We start from the raw sequence: 22,259 nt of genomic DNA, 5'->3' as shown, positions 1-22,259 counted from the left end.
CCAGTCTTCCCGCCCCACCTGCCTAGACGCCCGTTCCGACCCGGGTCAAGAAAAAGCCGCCGCGCCCATTGAGGGACGCGGCGGCGTCGGCGCGCCTCCGAAAGCAGCGTCGCCGGTCACTCCGCCGTCAGAAGCGGCGTCTCGTCGCGCTTGAGGCGCTTGGCGTCGGGCTCGGGATACTCCAGCACCAGCGCGCCGTCCTTCACCGCGACGCGCACCAGCCCGCCCTTGACCAGCCGGCCGAACAGAAGCTCCTCGGCGAGCGGCTTCTTGACGTGCTCCTGGATGATCCGGCCGAGCGGGCGGGCGCCCATCTTGTCGTCGTAGCCCTTTTCGCCGAGCCACTGCGCCGCCTCGGGGGTGAGCTCGATGCTCACGCCTCGGTCGAGCAGCTGGGCCTCGAGCTGCAGCACGAACTTCTCCACCACCTGCAGGATGACCTCGCGCGGCAGCGGCGCGAAGGAGATCACCGCGTCGAGACGGTTGCGGAACTCCGGCGTGAACATCTTCTCGATGGCCGCAAGATCCTCGCCCTCGCGCCGTTCGCGGCCGAAGCCGATGGCGGCCTTGGCCTGCTCCGCGGCGCCGGCGTTCGACGTCATGATGAGCACGACGTTGCGGAAATCGACCTTGCGCCCCGTGTGGTCGGTCAGCTTCCCGTGGTCCATCACCTGCAGCAGGATGTTGTAGACGTCGGGGTGCGCCTTCTCGATCTCGTCGAGCAGCAGGATGACGTGCGGATGCTGGTCGACGGCGTCGGTCAGCAGGCCGCCCTGGTCGAAGCCGACATAGCCCGGCGGCGCGCCGATCAGCCGCGAGACGCTGTGCTTCTCCATGTATTCAGACATGTCGAAGCGCTTCATCTCCACGCCCATGACGTCGGCGAGCTGCTTGGCCACTTCGGTCTTGCCGACGCCGGTGGGGCCGGCGAACAGGTAGCAGCCGATCGGCTTTTCCGGCTCGCGCAGGCCGGCGCGGCTGAGCTTGATCGCCGAGGCGAGCGCCACGATGGCCTGGTCCTGCCCGAACACCACGCGCTTGAGGTTGGCCTCGAGGTCGCGGAGCATCTCGCCGTCGTCCTTGGAGACGGATTTCGGGGGGATGCGGGCGATCTTGGCGACGACCGCCTCGATCTCCTTGGCGGTGATGGTCTTCTTGCGCTTGCTGGCCGAGAGCAGGTGCTGCGCCGCGCCGGCCTCGTCGATCACGTCGATCGCCTTGTCGGGCAGCTTGCGGTCATGGATGTACTTCGCGGACAGGTCCACGGCGACCTTGATCGCGTCCGCGGTGTAGCGGATGTCGTGGTGCTCCTCGAAATAGGGCTTGAGACCGCGCAGGATCTTGATGGCGTCGTCCACCGACGGCTCGTTGACGTCGATCTTCTGGAAGCGGCGGCTGAGCGCGCGGTCCTTCTCGAAGTGCTGGCGGTACTCCTTGTAGGTGGTGGAGCCCATGCAGCGCAGCGAGCCCGACTGGAGCGCGGGCTTCAGCAGGTTCGACGCGTCCATCGCGCCGCCGGAGGTGGCGCCGGCGCCGATGACGGTATGGATCTCGTCGATGAACAGGATCGCGTCGGGGTGCTCCTCGAGCTCCTTGACGACGGCCTTCAACCGCTCCTCGAAATCGCCGCGGTAGCGGGTGCCGGCGAGAAGCGCGCCCATGTCGAGCGAGAAGATCGTGGCGCCGGCCAGAACTTCGGGGGTCTCGCCCTCGACGATCTTCTTGGCCAGCCCCTCGGCGATGGCGGTCTTGCCCACGCCGGGGTCGCCCACCAGCAGCGGGTTGTTCTTGCGGCGGCGGCACAGCACCTGGATGCAGCGCTCCACTTCGGGCTCCCGGCCGATGAGCGGGTCGACGCCCCCCTCCATCGCCTTGGTGTTGAGATCGACGCAGTACTTGGCGAGCGCGCTGTCGTCGTTGCGCGGCTTCTCCGGGCTGGCCGTGGCCTTCTCCTCCTCGACAGCCTCCTCGGCGCCGCGCACCGGCCGGCTCTCGCCGAAGGCCGGGTTCTTGGCGACGCCGTGGGAGATGTAGTTGACCGCGTCGTAGCGCGTCATGTCCTGCTCCTGCAGGAAGAACGCCGCATGGCTCTCGCGCTCGGCGAAGATCGCCACGAGCACGTTGGCGCCGGTGACTTCGGTGCGGCCGGAGCTCTGCACATGGATCGCGGCGCGCTGGATGACGCGCTGGAAGCCGGTGGTGGGCGCGGCCTCGGAGCCGTCCACGTCGGAGACGAGCGCCTCCAGCTCATCGTCGATGAACTTGGTGAGGGCCTTGCGCAGTTCGTCGAGGTCGACGCCGCACGCACGCATCACGCGCGACGCCTCCGCCTCGTCGACGAGCGCGAGCAGCAGGTGCTCAAGCGTCGCCAGCTCATGCCGACGCGCATTCGCAAGGCCGAGGGCCCGGTGAATGGCTTCCTCAAGGGTGTTCGAAAACGACGGCATCTGCGTCTCCCTCAGGGGCATGATGTCCGGGCGCGGGAGGCGCGCTCCGGCTTGTGCGCATTGATCACACCACACGATGTCGGCGGTGTCAGCACCTGTTCAAGGGCGCCGCCCGCAAATCTCCTGCGACGGGCCCGCGCGTCCTGCGTCGGCGAGACGTCAAGTGTGGGCCTGCACGGTGAACGCAAGGTTGAGCGGCGCGGAGCACGGCATCGGGCCGTGCGCGGCCCCGCGGCGGATGGCGGCGACGGCCGCTGGCGGAGGCGCGCGGCGCGGAATGGGCGCGCCGCTATTCCTTCTCCATCGTGCACTGGAGCGGGTGCTCGTTGCGCCGCGCGTACTCCATCACCTGCGTCACCTTGGTCTCGGCGACTTCGTAGGAGAAGACGCCGACCACGGCGACGCCCTTGCGGTGCACCACCAGCATGACTTCGACGGCCTGCGGGTTCGTCAGGCCGAAGAATCGCTCCAGCACGTGCACGACGAACTCCATAGGCGTGTAGTCGTCGTTCAGCAGGAGAACCTTGTAGCGGTGGGGCCGCTGGGTCTTGGGGCGGGTGCGCGTCACGACGGCGGAGCCCGGACCCGGGCCGGTCCCGCCGGTCTCGTCCTCGCCGGCCGTCGGCCGAAGGGCTGTCGTCGTCGAACGCTTGCGGATCATCGGCGCTGCATACTCTCCCTGCATCGGCCGCATCATATATCCGGCTGGCGCCACGAAAAAAGGGGGCTTGCGCCCCCCGTCGTCCGGAACCCTCCCGCGGCGGCGGCGGCCCCTTTTCCGAAACCCTCCCGCCGCGGCGGGAGGGCGGCTTGGGGAAGCCTCAGGCGGCGGTCGACTTCATCAGGTCGACCGACGCGGCGACGCGGGCGTTGAACGGAGCCATCGCGTCCTTCGTGGCGGAGACCAGCATCTCGTTGACGCGGGCGCTCTGGCGCATCATCGAATCGAACGAGACCTTGGCGAAGGCGGTCTGCTTCTCGACCAGCTCGGCGAGCGAGTGGACCGAGCCGAGCTCCTTGGCGTGGGCCACGGTCTCTTCGACCGACTTCTTGGTGTAGGCCATCACCTCGGCCTGCAGCTCCTCGGCAGCCTTGGCTGCGATGCCCTGCGACTTGAGCATGGCCTCCATGGTCTCCTGACCGAAGGCGGAGACGGTCTCGAACGACTTCGAGGCCTTCTCGACCTGCTCGGTGACGGCCTTCTGGGCGTCGGCGGCGAAGGTCTCGACGGACGGGGTCATCTTCTCGTTCTCAGCGGCCATGTGAAGTTCTCCTCTTGGCGTTGACGGTGCGCGAAGGACCACGACCTCCGCGAATGAGCCCGAGATACGCGCCTTGCTGCACTGCGTCAAGCCCCATGCTGCACTGCAACATGGACGAAGAGCCGCAGGCTTTGCGGCGGCCACGCAGCGGCCAGAGGCGCCCGACGAGAGATCCATCGACGCCGTTTCGTATGGAATCTTTTCATGTTACAGTAAAATCTTAAGGCGAGGCGGAGAAACATCCGCCAGCTTTCGGGGCATCGAGTGGATCACGGGCGTGCAGATGGGCAGCTTCAGATGGATGGCCGCAATCGCGGCGATGACGATTCTGGTCTTGTCGGGAGCAGCCCTGGCCAGGCCGACGGAGGCGGTTCTGGTGATGGACGCCCGCAGCGGCGAGGTGCTCCATGCGAGCAACGCCGACGAGCGCCTGCATCCCGCCTCGCTCACCAAGATGATGACGCTCTATCTGGTGTTCGACGCCATCAAGAGCGGCCAGATCTCGGTTGATCAGCGCGTCACGGTCTCCCGCGCCGCAGCCGCGCAGCCGCCCTCCAAGATCGGCTTCCGGCCAGGCCAGCGGGTCCGCATCCGCGAACTCATCCGCGCCGCCGCGGTGCGTTCGGCCAATGACAGCGCTGTTGTGCTGGCGGAGGCCGTCTCGGGCAGCGAGGCGGCGTTCGCGAAGCTGATGACACGACGCGCCCGCGAACTAGGGATGACCGGCACGACCTTCCGCAACGCGTCCGGCCTCACGGCGGCCGGCCACCTCTCCACCGCGCGCGACATGGCGCTGCTGGGGCTGCGGCTGAAGCGCGATCACGCCGGCTACTTCAACCTGTTCGGGCGCGAATCGACCCCCGCCTTCGGCCGCACGGTCTGGAACACCAACCGTCTGCTCGGGGACTATCTGGGCGCCAACGGCATCAAGACGGGCTACACGCGCGCTGCGGGCTTCAACCTCGTGGCGTCGGCCGAGCGAGGGAGCAAGAGCGTCATCGTATCCTATTTCGGCGGCGCGAGCTCGAAGGCCCGCAACAGCAAGGTCGCGCAGCTGCTGGATCTCGGCTTCAGCCGCTCGCCGGAGCGCCCGAGGGCGCCGGCCGGCGCGCCGAGCCTGCTGACCGCCGTGCTGACGGCGCCGCCGCCAGAGCCTCGCCCCGGCGGCGCGCACGCAGGGGCAGTCGCCGCGGCCCGGGCGGGCGACGCGCTGAGTCGCGGCGCCGCGGCCATCGGCGCCGCGCTGACGCCTTCCGCGGCCAACGCGGCGAGCTTCGACGGCGCTCCGGCGGCCCGTTCCGCCGGCGCAATTCCCGCCGTCGCGCCGACGCCCGCCCCGAACCGGGTGGTCGCCGCCCTCGTCGACCCTACGCCTCAGGCCCCCACGCGCGCCGCGCCGCCCGCGCCGCGCGCCGGCGCCGGCGGCGGGCCCTGGACGCTGACCCTCGGCGCCTTCCCGGCGCGTGAGACCGCCATCGCCGAACTCGCCGCGGCGGCGCTGGGCGAGATGCCGGCGCTGGCGCGGGCCGGGCGCGAGATCGACGTCGCCACGGGAGCGTCCGGCGCACTCTATCGCGCGCGGCTCACCGGGCTCGACCGGGAGACCGCCGACGCCGCATGCGCGCGGCTGATCCGCGATGGCGGCCGCTGCGAGGCCGTGGCGCCGCAGCGCTGAGCCGCGCGACACGGACCGTCCCCTCTCGACAGCGCCCCTCGCCGCGCAGCACCATGGTTCGGTCGATTGCTCGCGGCGCGTTCGCCGGAGGAAGCGGGCGGGAGCATTGTTCAAGGGAGTTGCAGGGTGAGGGTCTCCGACTTCGACTTCGTGCTGCCGGAGTCTCTGATCGCCCTGCGGCCCGCGCGCCCCAGACGCGCCGCGCGGCTGCTGGCCGCGCGCGGCGCGGCGCCGGGCGACCCGCTCGACGACCGCGCCGTGGAGGATCTGCCGCGCCTGCTCGCGCCGGGCGACCTCCTGGTGCTGAACGACACTCGCGTGATCCCCGCCAGGCTCCGCGGCGAGCGCCGGCGCGAGACGAGCGACGGCTCGGGCGTCGCGCGCATCGAGACGACCCTCGCCGCGCGCGCCGCCCCCGACGTCTGGCGCGCGCTGGCGCGCCCCGCCCGGCGTCTCAGGCCCGGCGACAGCCTTGCGTTCGTTCCGTGGGAGGAGGACTGCGGCGCCGGGGCGCCGGCGCTCTCCGCCACGATTCTCTCGCTGGACGGCGGCGAGGCGACCCTGCGCTTCGACCGGAGCGGCCCCGATCTCGACGCCGCGGTGGCCGTCATCGGCGCGCCCCCGCTGCCGCCCTATATCGAATCGCGCCGCCAGCCCGACGCGCGCGACCGCGCCGACTACCAGACCGTGTTCGCGCGCCGAGACGGCTCGGTGGCCGCGCCCACCGCAGCGCTGCATTTCGACGCTGAGGTTCTCGCCGCGCTGAAGGCGCGCGGCGTGCTGACCGCCTCGGTCACGCTGCATGTCGGCCCCGGCACCTTCCTGCCGGTGCGCGCCGACAACGTGCTCGACCACCGGATGCACGCCGAATGGGGCGAGATATCGCCGGAGGCGGCGGCCGCGATCAACGCCGCGCGGGCGGCCGGCGGGCGCGTCATCGCCGTCGGCACCACCGCCCTGCGCCTGCTGGAGAGCGCGGCGGAACAGGACGGGCGCGTGGCTCCCTGGCGCGGCGAGACCGACATCTTCATCACGCCGGGCTATCAGCTGCGCGCGGTGGACGGCCTGATGACCAACTTCCACCTCCCCCGCTCCACGCTCTTCATGCTGGTCTGCGCGCTGATGGGCGCGGCGCGGATGCAGGAGGTCTATGCCCACGCCATCGCGTCGGGCTATCGGTTCTACAGCTACGGCGACAGCTCGCTGCTGCTGCCGCGCGGCTGACGCCGGCTTGTCGGCGCAGGCGCCCGCGCGTAGCCTGAAGCCCGGAGGCGCCCAGATGACCAAGCGAAAGACCGTCGATCCCGCACCCTACGCCGCGCGCCTGCAGGCGCGGCTGGCCGAGCTGCGAACGCGCCTCGAAGGCATAGAACACGACCTCGACGAGACGCCGAACCCCGACGCCGAGGAGCGTGCGACGGAGCGGGAGGGCGACGAGGTGCTCGAGAGCCTCGGCGCCGCCGGCCTCGGCGAGATCCGCGCCATCGAGGCCGCGCTCGACCGCATCGAGGAGGGCGAGTTCGGCGTCTGCGTCGCCTGCGGCGGAGCCATCGCCGCCGGGCGGCTGGACGCCGTGCCGCACGCCCCGCGCTGCGCCAAATGCGCGTGAGCGGCATGGCCGCCATGCGCGCCCCCGAAGGCGGCTGATCGCGGCTTGCCCCGAGCCGCGCTCCCGCGCATCAAGCGACCGGCGGGCCCGGTGCGCGCCATGGCGGAGAGTGCGCGATGATCGGCGTGTTTCGCGACAGCTGGGCGCTGCTGCTGGGCCTGATGCTGCTCATGCTCGGCAACGGCCTGCAGGGCACGCTGCTGGGCGTGCGCGGCGCCATCGAGGGGATGACGCCGACGGCGCTCTCCTTCGTGATGTCGGCCTATTTCGTCGGCATCCTCATCGGCTCCCGGCTCACGCCGCTGATGATCCGCAACGTCGGTCATGTGAGGGTGTTCGCAGCCCTGGCGTCGCTGATCTCGGCGGGCTTCCTGCTCTACGCCGCGTTCCCTGACCCGTGGGTGTGGGCCGGCGTGCGGCTGATCGTCGGCTTCAGCTTCTGCGGCGTCTACGTCGTCTCGGAGAGCTGGCTCAACGACCGCGCGACCAACGAGACGCGCGGGCAGGCGATGTCGGCCTACATGCTGGTGCAGATGGTCGGCATCGTGGCGGCGCAGGGCCTTCTGACGCTGGCGGACCCGGCGGGCTTCGCGCTGTTCGCGCTCATCTCCGCGCTCGTCTCGGTCGCGGTCGCGCCGATGCTGCTGCACGCCGCGCCGGCGCCCTTCTTCCGCACCGCAGGGCGGATGACGCTGCGGCGGCTCTACGCCGCCTCCCCGCTCGGCTGCGTCGGCGTCTTCATCCTCGGCGGCGTGATCTCGGCGATGTTCGGCATGGGCGCGGTCTACGGCGCCCAGGCCGGGCTGACGATCACGCAGATCTCCATGTTCGTGGGCGCGATATACCTCGGCGGGCTGCTGGCGCAGTGGCCCATCGGATGGCTGTCGGACCGGATGGACCGGCGGATGCTGATCGTGGGCTGCTGCGCCGCCGCGGCGCTGGCGGCCCTGTTCGGCGCGCTGACGAGCGGCTTCTGGTCGAGCCTCGCGGCGGCGGCCCTTGTCGGCGCGATGGGCAACCCGCTCTACGGACTGCTGATCGCGCACACGAACGACTTCCTCGACCCCGAGGAGATGGCGTCGGCTTCGGGCGGGATGCTGTTTCTCAACGGCGTCGGCGCCGTCAGCGGCCCGCTCGTCGTCGGCGCGCTGATGGATCTGGCCGGGCCGGGCGCCTATTTCGCCTACTTCGCGGGGCTTTTCGTCGCCATCGCCGGCTACGGCGCATGGCGCATGACGCGCCGCCCCGCGCCGGACGCGGCGACGACCGGGCCGCACGCCAGCGTGCTGGCGAGCGCCAGCCCCGTCGCCGTGGAGATCGTCACCGAGATCGCGGCTGAGAGCGCGCAGACCGACGACCAGCCGACCGACGGCCAGGAGGACGCCCGGACGCCGCCGGCCGCCGCGGCGTCCTGAGCGCCCCGCGGAAGGCGGGGCTTGACGCGGCCATGACGGCGCCGCGCTACTGAAGGCGAGGCCGGCGCAGTTCGGCGGATCAGGAGGAGGCGCGCCATGGCGCTCGATCAGGCGATGCGACAGCATCAGGAACGGCAGGACGCGGTCCTGGACTTCTGGCTCAGGGAAGTCGGCCCGGAGAAATGGTATGCGCAGGACGCGGCGCTCGACGCCGCGATCGCCGAGCGCTTCGGCGCGGCGATGGGCGCGGCGCGCGAGGGCCGTTGCCTCGAATGGACGCTGACGCCGCGCGGGGCTCTGGCGCTGATCGTGCTGCTCGACCAGTTCCCGCGGAACGCCTTTCGAGGCGAAGCCGGGGCGTTCTCCGGCGACGTCCGCGCGCGCTCGGTGGCGAAACGCGCGATCCGCCTCGACCAGGATCTGAGGATCGCCGAGCCCGAGCGGCAGTTCTTCTACATGCCGCTGATGCACGCCGAATGCCTCGCCGATCAGGACCGCTGCGTGCGCATGATCCTCACGCGGATGCCGGAGACCGGGGCGGACGCGAACCTGCCCCATGCCGTGGCGCATCGCGACATCATCCGCCGCTTCGGCCGCTTTCCGTTCCGCAACGCCGCGCTCGCCCGCCGCGACACGCCCGAGGAGGCCGCGTGGCTCGCCGAGGGCGGCTACAGGGCCTGACGGGGCCCGGAGGCGCGACCCGGCGCCGCGCCGCCCCCGGCGGGGCCTGCCGGGCGCTTCTCCGCCGCCGGCGCAGGACGGCCATGAGGCGCCGGCGGCTCGACCCGCGGGCGGTCGCGCGCTAGCCTCTGACCAAATCGACGGGAGGACGACCATGGCCGCACAGGGCTTCGACGTGATCGTGATCGGCGCAGGGCCGGGGGGCTATGTCTGCGCCATCCGCGCCGCGCAGCTCGGGCTCAAGACCTGCGTGGTGGAGCGCGAGCACCTCGGCGGCATCTGCCTGAACTGGGGCTGCATTCCCACCAAGGCGATGCTGCGGACCTCGGAGATCTTCCACCTGATGCACCGCGCCAAGGAGTTCGGGCTGAAGGCGGACGGCATCGGCTACGACCTCGACGCCGTGGTGAAGCGCTCGCGCGGCATCGCCAAGCAGCTCAACCAGGGCGTCGGCCACCTCCTGAAGAAGAACAAGGTGACGGTGGTGATGGGCGCGGCGAGCGTGCCCGAGCCCGGCAAGGTGACGGTCGTGACAGACAAGGGCGAGGAGACGCTGACCGCGCCCTCCATCGTGCTGGCCACCGGCGCGCGGGCGCGCGAGCTGCCCGGGCTGGAGGCCGACGGCGACCGGGTGTGGACCTACAAGCACGCCCTCACGCCGCCGATGATGCCGAAGACCCTGCTGGTGATCGGCTCCGGCGCCATCGGCATCGAGTTCGCCAGCTTCTACAGCGCGCTGGGGGCAGAGACGACCGTGGTGGAGGTCATGGACCGCATCCTGCCGGTCGAGGACGCCGAAATCAGCGCCTTCGCCAGGAAGTCCTTCGAGAAGCAGGGGCTGAAGATCATGCCCAAGGCGTCGGTCAGGAAGCTCGACCGCGCCAGGGACGGCGTGACGGCGCATGTCGAGACCGGCGGCGAGACGAAGGCGATCAAGGTGGACGTGGTGATCTCCGCCGTCGGCATCGTCGGCAACACCGAGGGGCTGGGGCTGGAGAAGCTGGGCGTGAAGGTCGAGAAGACCCATGTCGTAACTGACGATCACTGCCGCACCGGGGTTAAAGGCCTCTACGCAATAGGGGACGTGGCCGGCGCGCCCTGGCTCGCCCACAAGGCCAGCCATGAGGGGGTGATGGTCGCCGAGATCATCGCGGGCCGGAACGACGTGCATCCGGTGAAGGTCGAGAGCATCGCCGGCTGCACCTATTGCCAGCCGCAGGTCGCCTCGGTCGGCTATTCCGAGGCGAAGGCGAAGGAGCTGGGCTACGAGGTCAAGGTCGGGCGCTTCCCGTTTATCGGCAACGGCAAGGCGCTGGCGCTGGGCGAGCCAGAAGGCATGGTCAAGACCGTGTTCGACGCGAAGACCGGTGAGCTGCTCGGCGCGCACATGATCGGCGCGGAAGTGACCGAGCTGATCCAGGGCTATGTGGTCGGCCGCCAGCTGGAGACGACCGAGGCGGACCTGATGGCCACGGTCTTCCCCCACCCCACGCTCAGCGAGATGATGCACGAGAGCGTTCTCGACGCCTGGGGCCGCGCCATCCATTACTGAGCGGCAGCGGCCGGACCGCCTTCGCCGTCAGCCGTCGTCGCGCCGAGCGGCGCGCGTCAGGGCGCGTTCTCCTCCGCCGACGGCGGCGGGATGAGGCCCGCGGCGTCGGGCTGGCGCGCGTTCATCCGCTCCATCAGGGCGGCGGTGACGTCGAGTTCCGGCGCCACAGCCAGCGCGGATTTGCGGTCGATCACGAGCGCCGCGGCGCGTTCGCGCATGATCTCCTCCAGCATCGGCCTTGCGACGGCGGCGAGGGAAGCCTGCGCCTGCGCGAAGCGCGCCTGAAGCGCGGCGCCGGACTGCTGCGCGTCGCGCCGGGCGGCGCGAACCTTCTGGTCGAAGGCGACCACGAGCTTGTCGAACTCCAGGCGCGGCATGGTCTGCCGGAGGCGGACCATCTCCGTCTCCTCGGCCTCGAGCTCAGCCTGCATCGCGTCGAAGCGCTTCTGGAGTTCGCCGCGCGCCGCAAGCTCCGCCTCCCGAAGGGCGCGCGCGGCGGCGCTTTCGCGCAGGGCGGCGTCCATGTCGACGACGAGCACGCCGCCGCTGCGCGGCGTCGCGGCGGTCTGCCCCGCGGCGCCGGCGGCCTGCAAGCCCAGCGCGAGCGCCATCGCCAGCGCCCGCAAGAGCCTTGGCGCCGGCAATCCCCCGAACCCCGACGGCGCCCCGCGCCGCCGGACCTCAGAAGCGCGTACCGGCAGTGAGGCGGAAGAACTCATCCTTGTCGCCGTCCTCTTTGACGATGGGAAAGGCGAAGTTCACGCGCAGCGGGCCGAAGCCGGAGTCCCAGAACAGGCTGGCGCCGACGGAGGCGCGCAGGCTGGGGTCGTCGTCCACGGTCACGCCACCGCGGTTGTTGGTGTCGAGCCCCCAGAGCGTGCCGACATCGGCGAAGACGCCCCCCGAGACGCCAAGCGAATCCGGCAGGCCGAGCGGGAAGGTGACTTCGGTCCGCGCGATGGCGAAATTGTTGCCGCCGAGCGCGTCGTCGGTCGTCCGGTCGCGCGGACCTATGCCCGAACTCTCGAAGCCGCGGAACCGGTCCCCGCCGAGGAAGAATCGGTCGGTGATGCGGATGTCGTCGCCGAAGGTCGTGATGTTTCCGCCCTCGACCTCGAAGCTGCCCACCACGTCCTCGCCGAAGAAGCTCGTGTAGGCGCGAGCCCGCGCCGTGGTGCGGACATACTGCGTGTCGCCGCCGACGCCCGCGAAATCCTGTCCGAAGGACGCCAGAAAGCCGGCGGTCGGCTCCAGCGTGTCGTTCCGCAGGTCGTAGGTGTAGACGTAGCCGACCGCGGAGGTGATCGCAGTGCCCTCGTCGGCCTTGATGAAATCCGAGGCGTCGTCGCGCACGTCGCGGATCTCGTCCGACGCGAAGGTGTAGCTCAGGCCGAGGCGGGCGTTCTCGGAAACCGGGAACTCCATCCGCGGGATGAAGCCGATGTTGGTCTCCTCGAAGGAGCTCTCGTCGGAGCGGTCCTCCTGCCGCAGGAACACGTCGAAGCCGGCCTCGAGATCGCGGTCGAGGAAGGCCGGCTCGCGGAAGGCGAAGTCGTAGACCTGGAAGTCGCCCGCGACCTGGAGCCGCGCGCGCACGAACTGGCCGCGGCCTAGGAAATTGCGCTCGGTGATGCTGATCTCGCCGACCGGGCCGTCGGCGGTGGAGAAGCCCAGGCCGAAGGTCAGCGAGCCGGTCGACTGCTCCTCGACATCGACGAGGATGCTGGCGCGATCCTCGCTGTCGCCGCGTCGCGTCGCGACGTCCACCCGCGAAAAGAAGCCCAGACCGCGGATGCGCCGGCGCGCCGCGTCGACCTCGCGCGAATTGAACGCGTCGCCCTCCACGAGGTCGAACTGGCGGCGGATCACCCGGTCGAGCGTGCGCGCGTTGCCCTCGATGTCGATGCGTTCGACATAGACGCGGGCGCCTTCCACCAACTCATAGGCGATGTCGATCGTCAGCGTCTCGGGGTTGCGGGTTGCGCGGGGGCGCACGTCCACGAAGGCGAAACCCTGCTGGCCGGCGAGGAAGATCATGCGGTCGATGGTGCGCTCGACCACTTCGCTGTCGTAGGTGTCGCCCGGCGCGGCGCCGATGAGCGCCTCGAACTCGGCGGGGTCGAGCCCGGGCGCGCTGACGACGACGGACTGCTCGCCGAACGTGTAGACCGGCCCCTCGCTGACCGTGAAGGTGATGAAGAAGCCCTCGCGGTCCGGCGCCAGCTCGGCGATCGCCGACAGCACCGTGAAGTCGGCGTAGCCGCGCGAGAGATAGAACTGGCGCAGCAGCTCGCGGTCGAACTCCAGCCGGTCGGGATCGTAGATGTCGGAGGTCAGCGCAAAGGAGAAGATCCCGCTCTCGGTCGTCTCGATCACCCGGCGCAGGCGGCGGTCGGAGAACGCCTCGTTGCCGACGAAGGTGATCGCGTTGACGCCGGTGACGCTGCTCTCGTCGATCTCGAACACGAGGTCCACGCGGTTGTCCGGCTGCTCGATCAGAACCGGCTCGATCGAGGTGCCGTAGCGCCCGGCGCGGCGGTAGAGCTCCGTGACAACCTGAGCGTCCGCCTCGGCGCGGGCGCGCGTGTAGGCGCGGCGCGGCCGGGTCGAGATGCTGGAGAGCAGGATCTCGTCGGTGATGCTGTCGTTGCCCTCAAACGCGACGCGGTTGATCGTCGGGTTTTCGGTCACGCGGACGATGAGCTGGCCGCCGTCCACCGCGATCGACGCGTCGCTGAACAGGCCGGTGTCGAACAGCCGCCGCACCGAGGCGTTGAGCGCCGCGTCCTCGATCGGATCGCCGACGCCGATGGTGAGATAGGAGGCGATGGTCGCCGGCTCGATGCGCCGCGAGCCCAGAACCACGATGTCCCGCACGACGCCGGCCGACTGCGCGACGGCGGCCGAGGGCGCGAGAAGCGCCGGCGCCGCGGTCGCGGCCGCAAGCGCGCAGGCTGCGAGCAGGACGCGGAGCGGGCGTACGAGAATGTCGACGGTCATCGGTGCTCCAGTGGTCGGCCGGGTGTCTGTCGTCGCCGCTCCGGTCAGAGACGGGACAGGTCGTTGAACGTCGCGAAGGCCATCAGGCTGAGCACGAGCGCCAGCCCGATGCTGTTGCCGATCTCCTGCCAGCGCGGCCGGAGCGGTCTGCCCCGCGCCTTCTCGATGGCGTAGAACATCAGGTGCCCGCCGTCGAGAACCGGGATCGGAAAGAGGTTGATCAGGCCGATCGAGGTGGAGAGCACCGCGATCAGCCCGACGAAGCTCGCGAGCCCGCCCGCGGCGGCGTCGCCGGAGACCTCTGCGATGCGCACCGGCCCGCCCAGCACCTCGGCGGCGTCCTGCGCGCCGCTGACGACCTGCGCGATGCCGGAGATCGACAGCGACACCACCATCCACGTCCGCTCCGCGCCGAAGACCAGCGCGCCGAACGGCCCGGCGGTCTCGGTGAGCGGCGCGATCTCGGTCTGGAGCTTCTGGATCCCGAGCAGCGGGCGCGTCTCGGTCTCGCCCGTCAGCGGATCGGTCGCCGCGCTCATCTCCGGCGTCGCATCCACGTCGACCGTCTCGCCGCCGCGCAGGACCGTGAGGCGCATGGTCTCGCCGCCGGAGGCGCGCGTCGCCTTCTGGAGCGCGGAGAAACCGTCCACCGGCTCGCCGTTCACCGCCAGGATCACGTCGCCCGCCTCCAGCCCGGCGCGGTCGGCCGCGCCGCCGGGCGTGACGGCGTCGACGCGCGCGGGCGCGCGCCAGGGTGCGACCACCCGACGCTCCTCGCCGTTGCGCGCGATGTCGAGCGCGACGTCGCCGGCGCCGTCCGCCTCGGCGAGGCGCGCCTGGATGGCGGCGAAGTCCGCGACCGGCTCGCCGTCGATCCTCAGCACGCGGTCGCCAGGCTCCAGGGCGGCGCTGAATTCGGGGTTCACGTCGTCGGAGAGGCCGCCGATCACCGGCTCGCTGAGCGGCCGCCCCTGCCCCAGCGCCATCAGCGCGAAGATCGCGACGCTGAGCAGGAAGTTCGCCACGGGCCCAGCCAGAACGGTGAGCGCCCGTCGCTCGACGCTGGCGGTGTGAAACCCGCCGGCGCGCTCCTCGGGGGTCATTCGCGAGATCGCGGCGTCATCCGCCGACGCGGAGGCCGGGTCGGCGTCTCCCCGGAACTTGACATAGCCGCCGAGCGGCAGCGCGCCGATGCGCCAGCGCGTGCCGCGACTGTCTGTCCAGCCATAGATCTCCGGCCCGAAGCCCACCGAGAAGGCGTCGGCCCCGATGCCGCACCAGCGGCCGACGATATAATGCCCGTATTCGTGGACGAAGACGACGATCGCGAGCACCAGCAGGAACGGGACGATCACCGACAGGGTCGGCCCGATCACCGGCAGTTGCGTCAACAGATCCATGTCACCTCCGAAAGCATCCATCCACTTTTCGCACGCCGGCGCGGCTTGCGCCACCGGCGGACGACCGGGAGCCCGCGTGAACATGGGCGCCGCGCGGCGTCAAGTCGACCGCCGCCAACCGCCCCGGGCGGCGCCGGCTAGGCCCGGGCCGCGACCGGCGCGCGCTCGGCGCAGAGCTCCGCCGCCATCGCGCGGGTCTCGGCGTCGAGCGCGAACACGTCGTCGAGCGCGGCCGGCGCGGGGGCGCCGTCGAGCCGCTCCAGCGCCGCCTCCACCACGCGCGCCATGTCGAGAAATCCGATGCGGTCGGCCATGAAGGCCTCCAGCGCCGTCTCTTTCGCCGCGTTCAGCACGCAGCCTGCGCCGCCGCCGCGCTCCAGCGCCGCGCGCGCCAGCCGCAGGGCTGGGAAGCGCTCGGGGTCGGGCGCGTGGAAATCGAGCCGCGACAGCGCCGCGAAGTCGAGCCGCTCCATCGGCGTGGGCGCCCTGCCCGGCCAGCTCAGCGCATAGGCGATGGCGCCGCGCATGTCCGGCGGGCCGAGTTGCGCCAGAACCGCGCCGTCGGCGTAGCCCACCATGGAATGGATGATCGACTGCGGATGGACGATCACCTCGATCTGGTCGGGCTCGGCCCGGAACAGCCAGCGCGCCTCGATCATCTCGAGCGCCTTGTTGAACATGGTCGCGCTGTCGATGGAGATCTTGGCGCCCATGCTCCAGTTTGGGTGCTGCACGGCGCGCGCGGGCGTCACGGCGGCCATGCGCTCCAGCGTCCAGTCGCGGAACGGGCCGCCGCTGGCCGTCAGGATGATGCGCTCCGGCGCGGCGCGCGCGTCGAGCACCTGGAAGATCGCGCTGTGCTCGCTGTCGACGGGGATCAGCGTGGCGGCGCCCTCGGCGACGGCGGCGAGAAAGAGCGGCCCGGCGCAGACAAGGCATTCCTTGTTGGCGAGCGCGACGACGGCGCCGCGGCGCGCGGCCTCCAGCGTCGGCGCGAGGCCCGCGGCGCCCACGATGGCCGCCATGACCCACTCGGCAGGGCGCGCGGCCGCCTCGATCACCGCCTGCGGCCCCGCCGCGGTCTCGACGCCGGAGCCGGAGAGCGCCGCGCGCAGTTCGGGCAGGCGCGCGGGGTCCGCCGTGACGGCGAGCCTGGCGCCGCAGCGCCGCGCCTGCTCGGCCAGCAGCGCGACGTTGGACGCGCCGGTGAGCGCCTCCACGGCGAAGGCCTCGCGCCCGCCGAGCCAGTCCAGCGCCTCTAGCGTGCTGCGGCCGATGGAGCCCGTGGACCCCAGGATCGTGACCCGTCTCACCATCTGAACACCGGCGCTCCTCCCCGTGCGAATGTGACGGCGGCGGCGACCAGTGTCACCGCGACGAAACCGTCCAGCCGATCGAGGGCGCCGCCATGACCGGGAAAAAGGGTCCCGCTGTCCTTCGCGCCGAAGCGCCGCTTCAAGGCCGATTCGGCGAGATCGCCCCCCTGAGCGACGAAGGCCGCGATCGCGGAGACGGTGCAGACCTCCTCGGCGAAGGTGCCGGTGGTGAGCCCGGAGAACAGCAGTCCAGCAAGGGCCGCGAAGGCGACGCCGCCGCCGAGGCCGGCCCAGGTCTTCTTCGGGCTCACCGCCGGCCAGAGCTTAGGCCCGCCGATGAGCCGGCCGGCGAAGAAGGCGCCCGTGTCGGTCGCGGCGACGATCACCGCGACCCAGAGCACGGCGTTCAGCCCGTCGCCCTCCAGGGCGCGCAGGGCGGCGAAGGCGGCCGCGGCGGCGCCGGGCAGCAGCGCGCCCGCCACAGGCCAGCCCGGCGCCCTGCGCGCGGCGACGTCCCGCGCGGCGAAGCCGGAGCCTGCGGCCAGAAGCAGCGCCGCGGCCGTCCACGGCGCGCCCTCGCCGGCGCAGACGGCCGCGCCGGCGAAGCTGGCGGCGTAGAGCGCATGGTCCCGCGGGCCGGCGGCGGCGGCGGTCAGCCGGCGATACTCCCACCCCATCAGGGCCGCGACGGCGGCGATGAAGGCGGTCGCCCAGAACCCGCCCATCGCGATGGGAACGACCGCGACGACGATCATCGCGGCCGCCGTCAGCGTGCGGGCGCGCAGATCCTTCATCGCCGCGAAGGCGGCGGCGAGCGCCTCGGCGCGGCTCACGACGCCTCGCGCGCGGGCGCGCTCACGACGCCGCGCCTGCGCCGCCGGGGCCGCGCCGCTCTGTCGGGACTGGCCTCACCTGTCAGGGCTCACCTTGCTGGCCTTTCGGGACGGCGCTCAGCCGACGACGGCGCCGAAACGCCGCTCGCGCGCGCCGAAGGCCCGCATCGCGCGCTCCAGCGCGTCGCGGTCGAAGTCCGGCCAGCACTCTTCGGCGAACACGAACTCGGCGTAGGCGCACTGCCAGAGCAGGAAGTTGGAGATGCGCTGCTCGCCGCTGGTCCGGATCACGAGGTCGGGGTCGGGAAGGTCGGCGATCTGCATTCCGCCCGAGATCGCGGCCTCGTCGATGGTGTCGGGACTGCGCAGCCCCTCGGCCACCTCGCGCGCGAGCCTGCGGGCCGCGGCGGCGATCTCCGCCCGGCCGCCATAGTTCACCGCCAGCACCAGATCGTAGCGCCGGCAGTCGGCGGTGCGCGCCTCCAGCCCGGCCATGAGCTGCTGGATGTCGATGTCGAGCTGGGTGCGGTCGCCGATGAAGCGCACGCGCACGCCCTTGTCGGCGAGCTCGGCGGCCTCCTTGCGCAGATAGCGCCGAAACAGCGCCATCAGGCCGCGGACCTCCTCGGGCGGGCGCCGCCAGTTCTCGGTGGAGAAGGCGAACAGCGTCAGCGTGTCGATGCCGAACTCGGGGCACAGCTCCACGATGCGGCGCACGGCCTCCAGCCCCGCGCGGTGCCCGGCGAGCCGGGGAAGCCCGCGGCGCTGCGCCCAGCGACCGTTGCCGTCCATGATGATGGCGACGTGCCGACCGCTCCGCACGCCGGCGGCGCAAGCTGCGGGAATGACGGTGGATGACGCGGCGCCGTCAGGCATGAGCGCTTTCTCCGGGTGCTGGCTGAGGGCGCGTCTCAGACCTGCATGATCTCTTGCTGCTTGCTCTCGAGCGCCTCATCGATCTTCCTGATGGCCGAATCGGTGAGCGCCTGGATCTCGTCGTTCCACATCTTGCGGTCGTCCTCCGACAGGCCGTCGGCGCGCTTCACCGTGTCCATCCCGTCGCGCCGCACATTGCGCACGGCCACTCGGGCATGTTCGGCGTACTGCCCTGCAACCTTGGCGAGTTCGCGGCGGCGTTCCTCGTTCAACTCGGGAATGGGCAGGCGCAGGATGGTGCCGTCCACGACGGGGTTGATGCCGAGGCCGGAAGAGCGGATCGCCTTCTCCACCTTGCCCACCATCGCCTTGTCCCAGATGTTGATCGAGACCATGCGCGGCTCGGGCACGTTGATGGTGCCGAGCTGGTTGATCGGGGTCTGCTGGCCGTAGGCGTCGACGGTGATGGGGTCGAGCATCGAGGCGGAGGCGCGGCCGGTCCGCAGGCTGGCGAATTCGGAGCGCAGCGAGGCCAGCGCGCCGGTCATGCGCTTCTCGATATCGTCGAGATCTGGGTCGAAATCGTCTGACATGGATCAGGTCGCCTTCTTCGCTGGGCGTCCGCCACGGCGCGCCTCGGCGCGCCGCCCACGGTTATGGATGGACAATGGTGAATTTTCCTTCACCCCTCAAGACTTTCGCGAAGGCCCCGGATTCGCGCAGAGAGTAGACGATGATCGGCAGTTTGTTGTCGCGCGCGAGCGCAATCGCCGATGCGTCCATCACTCTGAGGTTGCGCTGCAACACCTCGTCGTAGCTGACCGAGGCGTAGCGCGTGGCGTCGGGGTTGGTCTTGGGGTCGCTGTCGTAGATGCCGTCGACCTGGGTGCCCTTGAAGATGGCGCCGCAGCCCATCTCCATCGCGCGCAGCGTCGCGGCGGTGTCGGTGGTGAAGTAGGGGTTGCCGGTGCCGGCGGCGAAGACGCAGACTCGCCCCTTCTCCAGGTGGCGGATCGCGCGGCGGCGGATGTAGGGCTCGCAGACCTGGTCCATCGGGATGGCGGAGATGACGCGGGTGAAGATGCCGAGGCCCTCGAGCGCGCCCTGCATGCCCAGCGCGTTCATCACGGTCGCGAGCATTCCCATGTAGTCGGCCGTCGCCCGCTCCATGCCGTGGGCGGCGCCGGAAAGGCCGCGGAAGATGTTGCCGCCGCCGATCACGAGGCAGATCTGCACCCCGAGGTCATGCACCTGCTTCACCTCCTCGGCGATGCGCCGCACGGTCGGGGGGTGCAGGCCGAACCCCTGGTCGCCCATCAGCGCCTCGCCGGAGATCTTGAGCAGGACGCGGGGATACATCGGCGCGGCTGGCGTCTCGGCCGGGGGGTCGGCTGGCGGCATGGGCGGCGCACTCCTGCGGGAACCGGCGTCTGGGCGCGCCTGTCCTACCGCACCGGCGCGGATTGGCAAGGCGTTCCCGCCCTAAACATGGGCGCCGCCTTGTTTTCGACCCGGCAGCGCCCAGCCGCCGAGCAACCTGAGGCCGACCGCGTCGCGCGCGCGCAGCCTGTTGCGCGAGACGACGGGAATCGCGCCAAGGCCGGAGACCTCGACCGTCGCCTCCCAGGCGCCGCCGCGGTAGAGCGCCTGCCCCACGACGCCGCGCAGCGGGCCTTCGGCGTCGATCGCGGCGTCCTCCGGGCGCAGGACGATGCGCGACGGCCCCGCCTGCGTCCCCTCGGCGCAGCGCATCCGGACCGGGCCGGATGCAGCCGCCGCCGGCCTGCCGGCGCGCGCCAGCGCCGTCGCGCCCTCGACGCGCTCGATGGTCGCGTCGAGCACCGCCGCGCGGCCGATGAAGCGGGCCACCTCCTCCGAGGCCGGCCGGGCGTAGACGTCCTCCGGCGGCGCGACCTGGAGGAAGCGCCCCCGCCCCATCACGGCGACGACGTCGCCGAGCGCCATCGCCTCGCGCTGGTCATGGGTGATGTAGAGCGTGGTGACGCCGGCGCGCGCGTGGAAGGCTGCCAGCTCCTCCTCCATCGCCGCGCGCAGGTGCGGGTCGAGATTGGCGAGCGGCTCGTCCATCAGCACCGTGCCGGCGCGGCTGGCGAGGCAGCGCGCGAGCGCGGCGCGCTGGCGCTGGCCGCCCGAGAGCGCGGCTGGCGCGCGGTCGGCGAAGGCCTCCATCGACACGCTGCGCAGGTGGCCCATCGCCTCCTCCAGCGCCGCGCGGCGCGAGGCGCCGGCGGCCTCCACGGGAAAGGCGACGTTGCGCGCGACGCTCATGTGCGGCCACAGCGCGTAGGACTGGAACACGACCCCGACGCGCCGCGACTCGGGGGCGACATGCAGGCCCGGGCCCGCCACCGCGCGGCCGTCGAGCGCGATGGCGCCGTCGTCCAGCGTCTCCAGCCCCGCAACCAGCCGCAGGAGCGTGGACTTGCCGCAGCCCGACGGCCCCACCACGACGAGGAATGCGCCCTGCGGCAGGTCGAGGCTGACGCCGTCCACCGCCGTCTCCGCCCCGAATCGCTTCACCGCGCCCTCGATCCGCACGCTCATCAGCCAATCCCCCTTGCCGCCCGCCCCGCTTTACGGCGCGGCGGCTGTCGCGTGAACCGGGGCGGAGGGCGTTGCGGCGGACGGAGGCGGTCGGCTCAGGCTTCGAGCATGCGGCGCAGGAGCTCGACGTCCTCGGCGATCTGGGCGTCGCTCTCGGCGAGCTGCTCCACCTTCCGCACGGCGTGCATGACGGTGGTGTGGTCGCGCCCGCCGAAGCGGCGGCCGATCTCAGGCAGGGATTTCGAGGTCAGCGTCTTGGAGAGATACATCGCCACCTGGCGCGGCCGCGCCACGGCGCGGGCGCGCCGGGCCGACGTCATGTCGGAGAGGCGCAGGCAGTAGTGGTCGGCCACCTTGCGCATGATCTCCTCGATGGTGATCTTGCGGTCGTGCTGCTTCAGGAGGTCGGCGAGGCACTCGTTCGCGACGTCGAGCGTGATCGGTCTGCCGACCAGCGTGGAGAACGCCACCAGCCGCGTCAGCGCCCCCTCCAGAACCCGCACGTTCGAGGCGATGCGGTGGGCGAGGAAGGTCAGCACCTTGTGGTCGACGGTCAGGCCCGGATGGGCCGCGCAGGCGGCCTCGGCCTTGGATTGCAGGATGCCGAGGCGCAGCTCGTAGGTGGTCGGGTGGATGTCCGCGACCAGCCCCCATTGCAGCCGCGAGCGGATGCGCTCCTCCAGCCCGTCGATCTCCCCCGGCGCACGGTCGGCGGAGATCACGATCTGCTTGCCGGCGTCGATCAGCGCGTTGAAGGTGTGGAAGAATTCCTCCTGCGTGCCGTCCTTGCCGGCGATGAACTGGACGTCGTCGACCATCAGCACGTCGACCGAGCGGAACGCCTGCTTGAAGCCGATCGTGTCCTTGCTCCGCAGCGCCTGGATGAAGCGGTACATGAACTGCTCGGCGGAGAGGTACAGCACCTTCTTGCGCGGATGCAGCTCGCACAGGCGCCAGCCGATGGCGTGCATCAGGTGCGTCTTGCCCAGGCCGACGCCGCCATGGAGAAATACCGGATTGTAGGCGACCGCGTCGCCCTCCGCCACGCGCCGGGCGGCGGCGTGGGCCAGCTCGTTGGGCTTGCCGACCACGAAGCTGTCGAAGGTGAAGCGTCCGTCGAGCGGCGCCGAGGCCGGATCCTGCCCGCCGGTCTCGCGACGCCCGCCCTGCGCGGAGCCGGGCGCCTCGGGGAAGGCGTCGGGCGCGGCGTCTGGCGAGGCCCCGGCCGGCGCCGGCGCAAGGTCCGCGTCTCGCGCCGCGGCGACCGCCACGCGTTCGATCGGCATCCTCGCGGCGCGCAGGGCGACCGCGATGTGGTCGGCGTAGGTGCGGGTGACATAGTCGGCGATGAAGCGCGTCGGCGCGCTGATCCGCGCAACGCCGTCCTCCACCGCCACGAGCCGCAGCGGCGTCACCCAGCGCGCATGGGCGGCGGGGCTGAGTTTGGCCCGCAGGCTGTCGCAGGCGGTGCGCCAGGCGACTCCGGGCTCGTCGCCGACATGCGCCCCCTTGAGCACGCCGGGCGCGGGCGCCGCCGCGCCGCGCAGCGCGGCGACGCCGTCGCGGGGGGCGACGCGCGCCGGGCGGGAGGGTTCGGCGGCCCCGTCGCCGGACGCGACCCCGCCCGC

The 22,259-nt window shown here is 71.4% G+C and carries 19 protein-coding genes; 6 read left to right on the top strand and 13 right to left on the bottom strand.

Going from position 1 to position 22,259, the window contains the following annotated elements; translation table 11 throughout:
• Positions 1-116 precede the first annotated feature (116 nt).
• The 3 genes from clpA to BLW43_RS04050 form a co-directional block, all read right to left on the bottom strand.
• A complete protein-coding gene (gene clpA / locus BLW43_RS04060) occupies positions 117-2,447 on the bottom strand; it encodes an ATP-dependent Clp protease ATP-binding subunit ClpA (protein WP_093248675.1) in 2,331 nt (776 codons plus the stop codon).
• 289 nt (positions 2,448-2,736) lie between these two features.
• The gene (clpS, locus tag BLW43_RS04055) at positions 2,737-3,108 is read right to left on the bottom strand and encodes an ATP-dependent Clp protease adapter ClpS (protein ID WP_093248670.1); all 372 of its coding nucleotides are present in this window, start codon (positions 3,106-3,108) and stop codon (positions 2,737-2,739) included.
• Positions 3,109-3,268: 160 nt separating this feature from the next.
• Positions 3,269-3,709, bottom strand: a complete 441-nt coding sequence (locus tag BLW43_RS04050) for a phasin family protein (RefSeq protein ID WP_175478751.1) — start codon at positions 3,707-3,709, stop codon at positions 3,269-3,271.
• Between the two features lie 301 nt (positions 3,710-4,010).
• Here BLW43_RS04050 and BLW43_RS04045 point away from each other — a divergent pair, with 301 nt between their 5' ends.
• From BLW43_RS04045 to lpdA, 6 genes are all read left to right on the top strand, one after another.
• The gene (locus BLW43_RS04045) at positions 4,011-5,384 is read left to right on the top strand and encodes a D-alanyl-D-alanine carboxypeptidase family protein (RefSeq protein ID WP_245730915.1); all 1,374 of its coding nucleotides are present in this window, start codon (positions 4,011-4,013) and stop codon (positions 5,382-5,384) included.
• A 126-nt stretch (positions 5,385-5,510) separates the two neighbouring features.
• Positions 5,511-6,608 (top strand): tRNA preQ1(34) S-adenosylmethionine ribosyltransferase-isomerase QueA, encoded by a 1,098-nt coding sequence (gene queA / locus BLW43_RS04040; protein WP_093248663.1) that lies wholly within the window; start codon positions 5,511-5,513, stop codon positions 6,606-6,608.
• A gap of 55 nt (positions 6,609-6,663) precedes the next feature.
• The gene (locus BLW43_RS04035; protein ID WP_093248655.1) at positions 6,664-6,993 is read left to right on the top strand and encodes a TraR/DksA family transcriptional regulator; all 330 of its coding nucleotides are present in this window, start codon (positions 6,664-6,666) and stop codon (positions 6,991-6,993) included.
• 116 nt (positions 6,994-7,109) lie between these two features.
• Positions 7,110-8,408, top strand: coding sequence for an MFS transporter (locus BLW43_RS04030; RefSeq protein ID WP_093248654.1), 1,299 nt, complete (start codon positions 7,110-7,112; stop codon positions 8,406-8,408).
• Between the two features lie 96 nt (positions 8,409-8,504).
• Positions 8,505-9,089 carry a DUF924 family protein gene (locus BLW43_RS04025; protein WP_093248652.1) on the top strand — a complete coding sequence of 195 codons (585 nt, stop codon included), beginning with the start codon at positions 8,505-8,507 and terminating at the stop codon, positions 9,087-9,089.
• Between the two features lie 154 nt (positions 9,090-9,243).
• On the top strand, positions 9,244-10,641 hold the full coding sequence (lpdA, locus tag BLW43_RS04020; protein WP_093248650.1) for a dihydrolipoyl dehydrogenase: 1,398 nt from the start codon (positions 9,244-9,246) through the stop codon (positions 10,639-10,641).
• 56 nt (positions 10,642-10,697) lie between these two features.
• Here the strand turns inward: lpdA and BLW43_RS04015 are convergent, their stop codons facing one another.
• The 10 genes from BLW43_RS04015 to dnaA form a co-directional block, all read right to left on the bottom strand.
• On the bottom strand, positions 10,698-11,252 hold the full coding sequence (locus BLW43_RS04015) for an OmpH family outer membrane protein (protein ID WP_175478750.1): 555 nt from the start codon (positions 11,250-11,252) through the stop codon (positions 10,698-10,700).
• Positions 11,253-11,322: 70 nt separating this feature from the next.
• On the bottom strand, positions 11,323-13,641 hold the full coding sequence (gene bamA, locus BLW43_RS04010) for an outer membrane protein assembly factor BamA (protein ID WP_093248646.1): 2,319 nt from the start codon (positions 13,639-13,641) through the stop codon (positions 11,323-11,325).
• Between the two features lie 44 nt (positions 13,642-13,685).
• On the bottom strand, positions 13,686-15,041 hold the full coding sequence (gene rseP / locus BLW43_RS04005; RefSeq protein ID WP_175478749.1) for an RIP metalloprotease RseP: 1,356 nt from the start codon (positions 15,039-15,041) through the stop codon (positions 13,686-13,688).
• Positions 15,042-15,178: 137 nt separating this feature from the next.
• Positions 15,179-16,354, bottom strand: a complete 1,176-nt coding sequence (gene dxr / locus BLW43_RS04000) for a 1-deoxy-D-xylulose-5-phosphate reductoisomerase (RefSeq protein WP_425441164.1) — start codon at positions 16,352-16,354, stop codon at positions 15,179-15,181.
• A complete protein-coding gene (locus tag BLW43_RS03995; RefSeq protein ID WP_093248630.1) occupies positions 16,351-17,190 on the bottom strand; it encodes a phosphatidate cytidylyltransferase in 840 nt (279 codons plus the stop codon). Before BLW43_RS03995 ends, dxr begins: the two co-directional genes overlap by 4 nt.
• Before the next feature lie 117 nt (positions 17,191-17,307).
• The gene (gene uppS / locus BLW43_RS03990; protein ID WP_093248627.1) at positions 17,308-18,066 is read right to left on the bottom strand and encodes a polyprenyl diphosphate synthase; all 759 of its coding nucleotides are present in this window, start codon (positions 18,064-18,066) and stop codon (positions 17,308-17,310) included.
• A gap of 35 nt (positions 18,067-18,101) precedes the next feature.
• The gene (frr, locus tag BLW43_RS03985; RefSeq protein ID WP_093248624.1) at positions 18,102-18,659 is read right to left on the bottom strand and encodes a ribosome recycling factor; all 558 of its coding nucleotides are present in this window, start codon (positions 18,657-18,659) and stop codon (positions 18,102-18,104) included.
• 61 nt (positions 18,660-18,720) lie between these two features.
• Complete coding sequence (gene pyrH / locus BLW43_RS03980; protein ID WP_245730914.1) at positions 18,721-19,467, bottom strand: UMP kinase; 747 nt, start codon at positions 19,465-19,467, stop codon at positions 18,721-18,723.
• A gap of 81 nt (positions 19,468-19,548) precedes the next feature.
• Complete coding sequence (locus BLW43_RS03975; RefSeq protein WP_093248616.1) at positions 19,549-20,631, bottom strand: ABC transporter ATP-binding protein; 1,083 nt, start codon at positions 20,629-20,631, stop codon at positions 19,549-19,551.
• 95 nt (positions 20,632-20,726) lie between these two features.
• Positions 20,727-22,148, bottom strand: a complete 1,422-nt coding sequence (gene dnaA, locus BLW43_RS03970) for a chromosomal replication initiator protein DnaA (protein ID WP_093249943.1) — start codon at positions 22,146-22,148, stop codon at positions 20,727-20,729.
• Positions 22,149-22,259: the final 111 nt, after the last annotated feature.

Origin of the sequence: Rubrimonas cliftonensis (genome assembly GCF_900107585.1) — a bacterium.
GTDB classification, from domain to species: Bacteria; Pseudomonadota; Alphaproteobacteria; order Rhodobacterales; family Rhodobacteraceae; genus Rubrimonas; species Rubrimonas cliftonensis.
The sequence above is the reverse complement of the archived record's forward strand: the minus strand, read 5'-3'. Positions and strand labels throughout refer to the sequence as shown.

Bases quoted from the DNA above. Each gene is read 5' to 3' on its own strand.
- clpA (WP_093248675.1), bottom strand. From the start codon at position 2,447: ATGCCGTCGTTTTCGAACACCCTTGAGGAAGCCATTCACCGGGCCCTC.
- clpS (WP_093248670.1), bottom strand. From the start codon at position 3,108: ATGATCCGCAAGCGTTCGACGACGACAGCCCTTCGGCCGACGGCCGGC.
- BLW43_RS04050 (WP_175478751.1), bottom strand. From the start codon at position 3,709: ATGGCCGCTGAGAACGAGAAGATGACCCCGTCCGTCGAGACCTTCGCC.
- BLW43_RS04045 (WP_245730915.1), top strand. From the start codon at position 4,011: ATGGCCGCAATCGCGGCGATGACGATTCTGGTCTTGTCGGGAGCAGCC.
- BLW43_RS04035 (WP_093248655.1), top strand. From the start codon at position 6,664: ATGACCAAGCGAAAGACCGTCGATCCCGCACCCTACGCCGCGCGCCTG.
- BLW43_RS04030 (WP_093248654.1), top strand. From the start codon at position 7,110: ATGATCGGCGTGTTTCGCGACAGCTGGGCGCTGCTGCTGGGCCTGATG.
- BLW43_RS04025 (WP_093248652.1), top strand. From the start codon at position 8,505: ATGGCGCTCGATCAGGCGATGCGACAGCATCAGGAACGGCAGGACGCG.
- lpdA (WP_093248650.1), top strand. From the start codon at position 9,244: ATGGCCGCACAGGGCTTCGACGTGATCGTGATCGGCGCAGGGCCGGGG.
- BLW43_RS04015 (WP_175478750.1), bottom strand. From the start codon at position 11,252: ATGGCGCTCGCGCTGGGCTTGCAGGCCGCCGGCGCCGCGGGGCAGACC.
- bamA (WP_093248646.1), bottom strand. From the start codon at position 13,641: ATGACCGTCGACATTCTCGTACGCCCGCTCCGCGTCCTGCTCGCAGCC.
- rseP (WP_175478749.1), bottom strand. From the start codon at position 15,041: ATGGATCTGTTGACGCAACTGCCGGTGATCGGGCCGACCCTGTCGGTG.
- uppS (WP_093248627.1), bottom strand. From the start codon at position 18,066: ATGCCTGACGGCGCCGCGTCATCCACCGTCATTCCCGCAGCTTGCGCC.
- frr (WP_093248624.1), bottom strand. From the start codon at position 18,659: ATGTCAGACGATTTCGACCCAGATCTCGACGATATCGAGAAGCGCATG.
- pyrH (WP_245730914.1), bottom strand. From the start codon at position 19,467: ATGCCGCCAGCCGACCCCCCGGCCGAGACGCCAGCCGCGCCGATGTAT.
- BLW43_RS03975 (WP_093248616.1), bottom strand. From the start codon at position 20,631: ATGAGCGTGCGGATCGAGGGCGCGGTGAAGCGATTCGGGGCGGAGACG.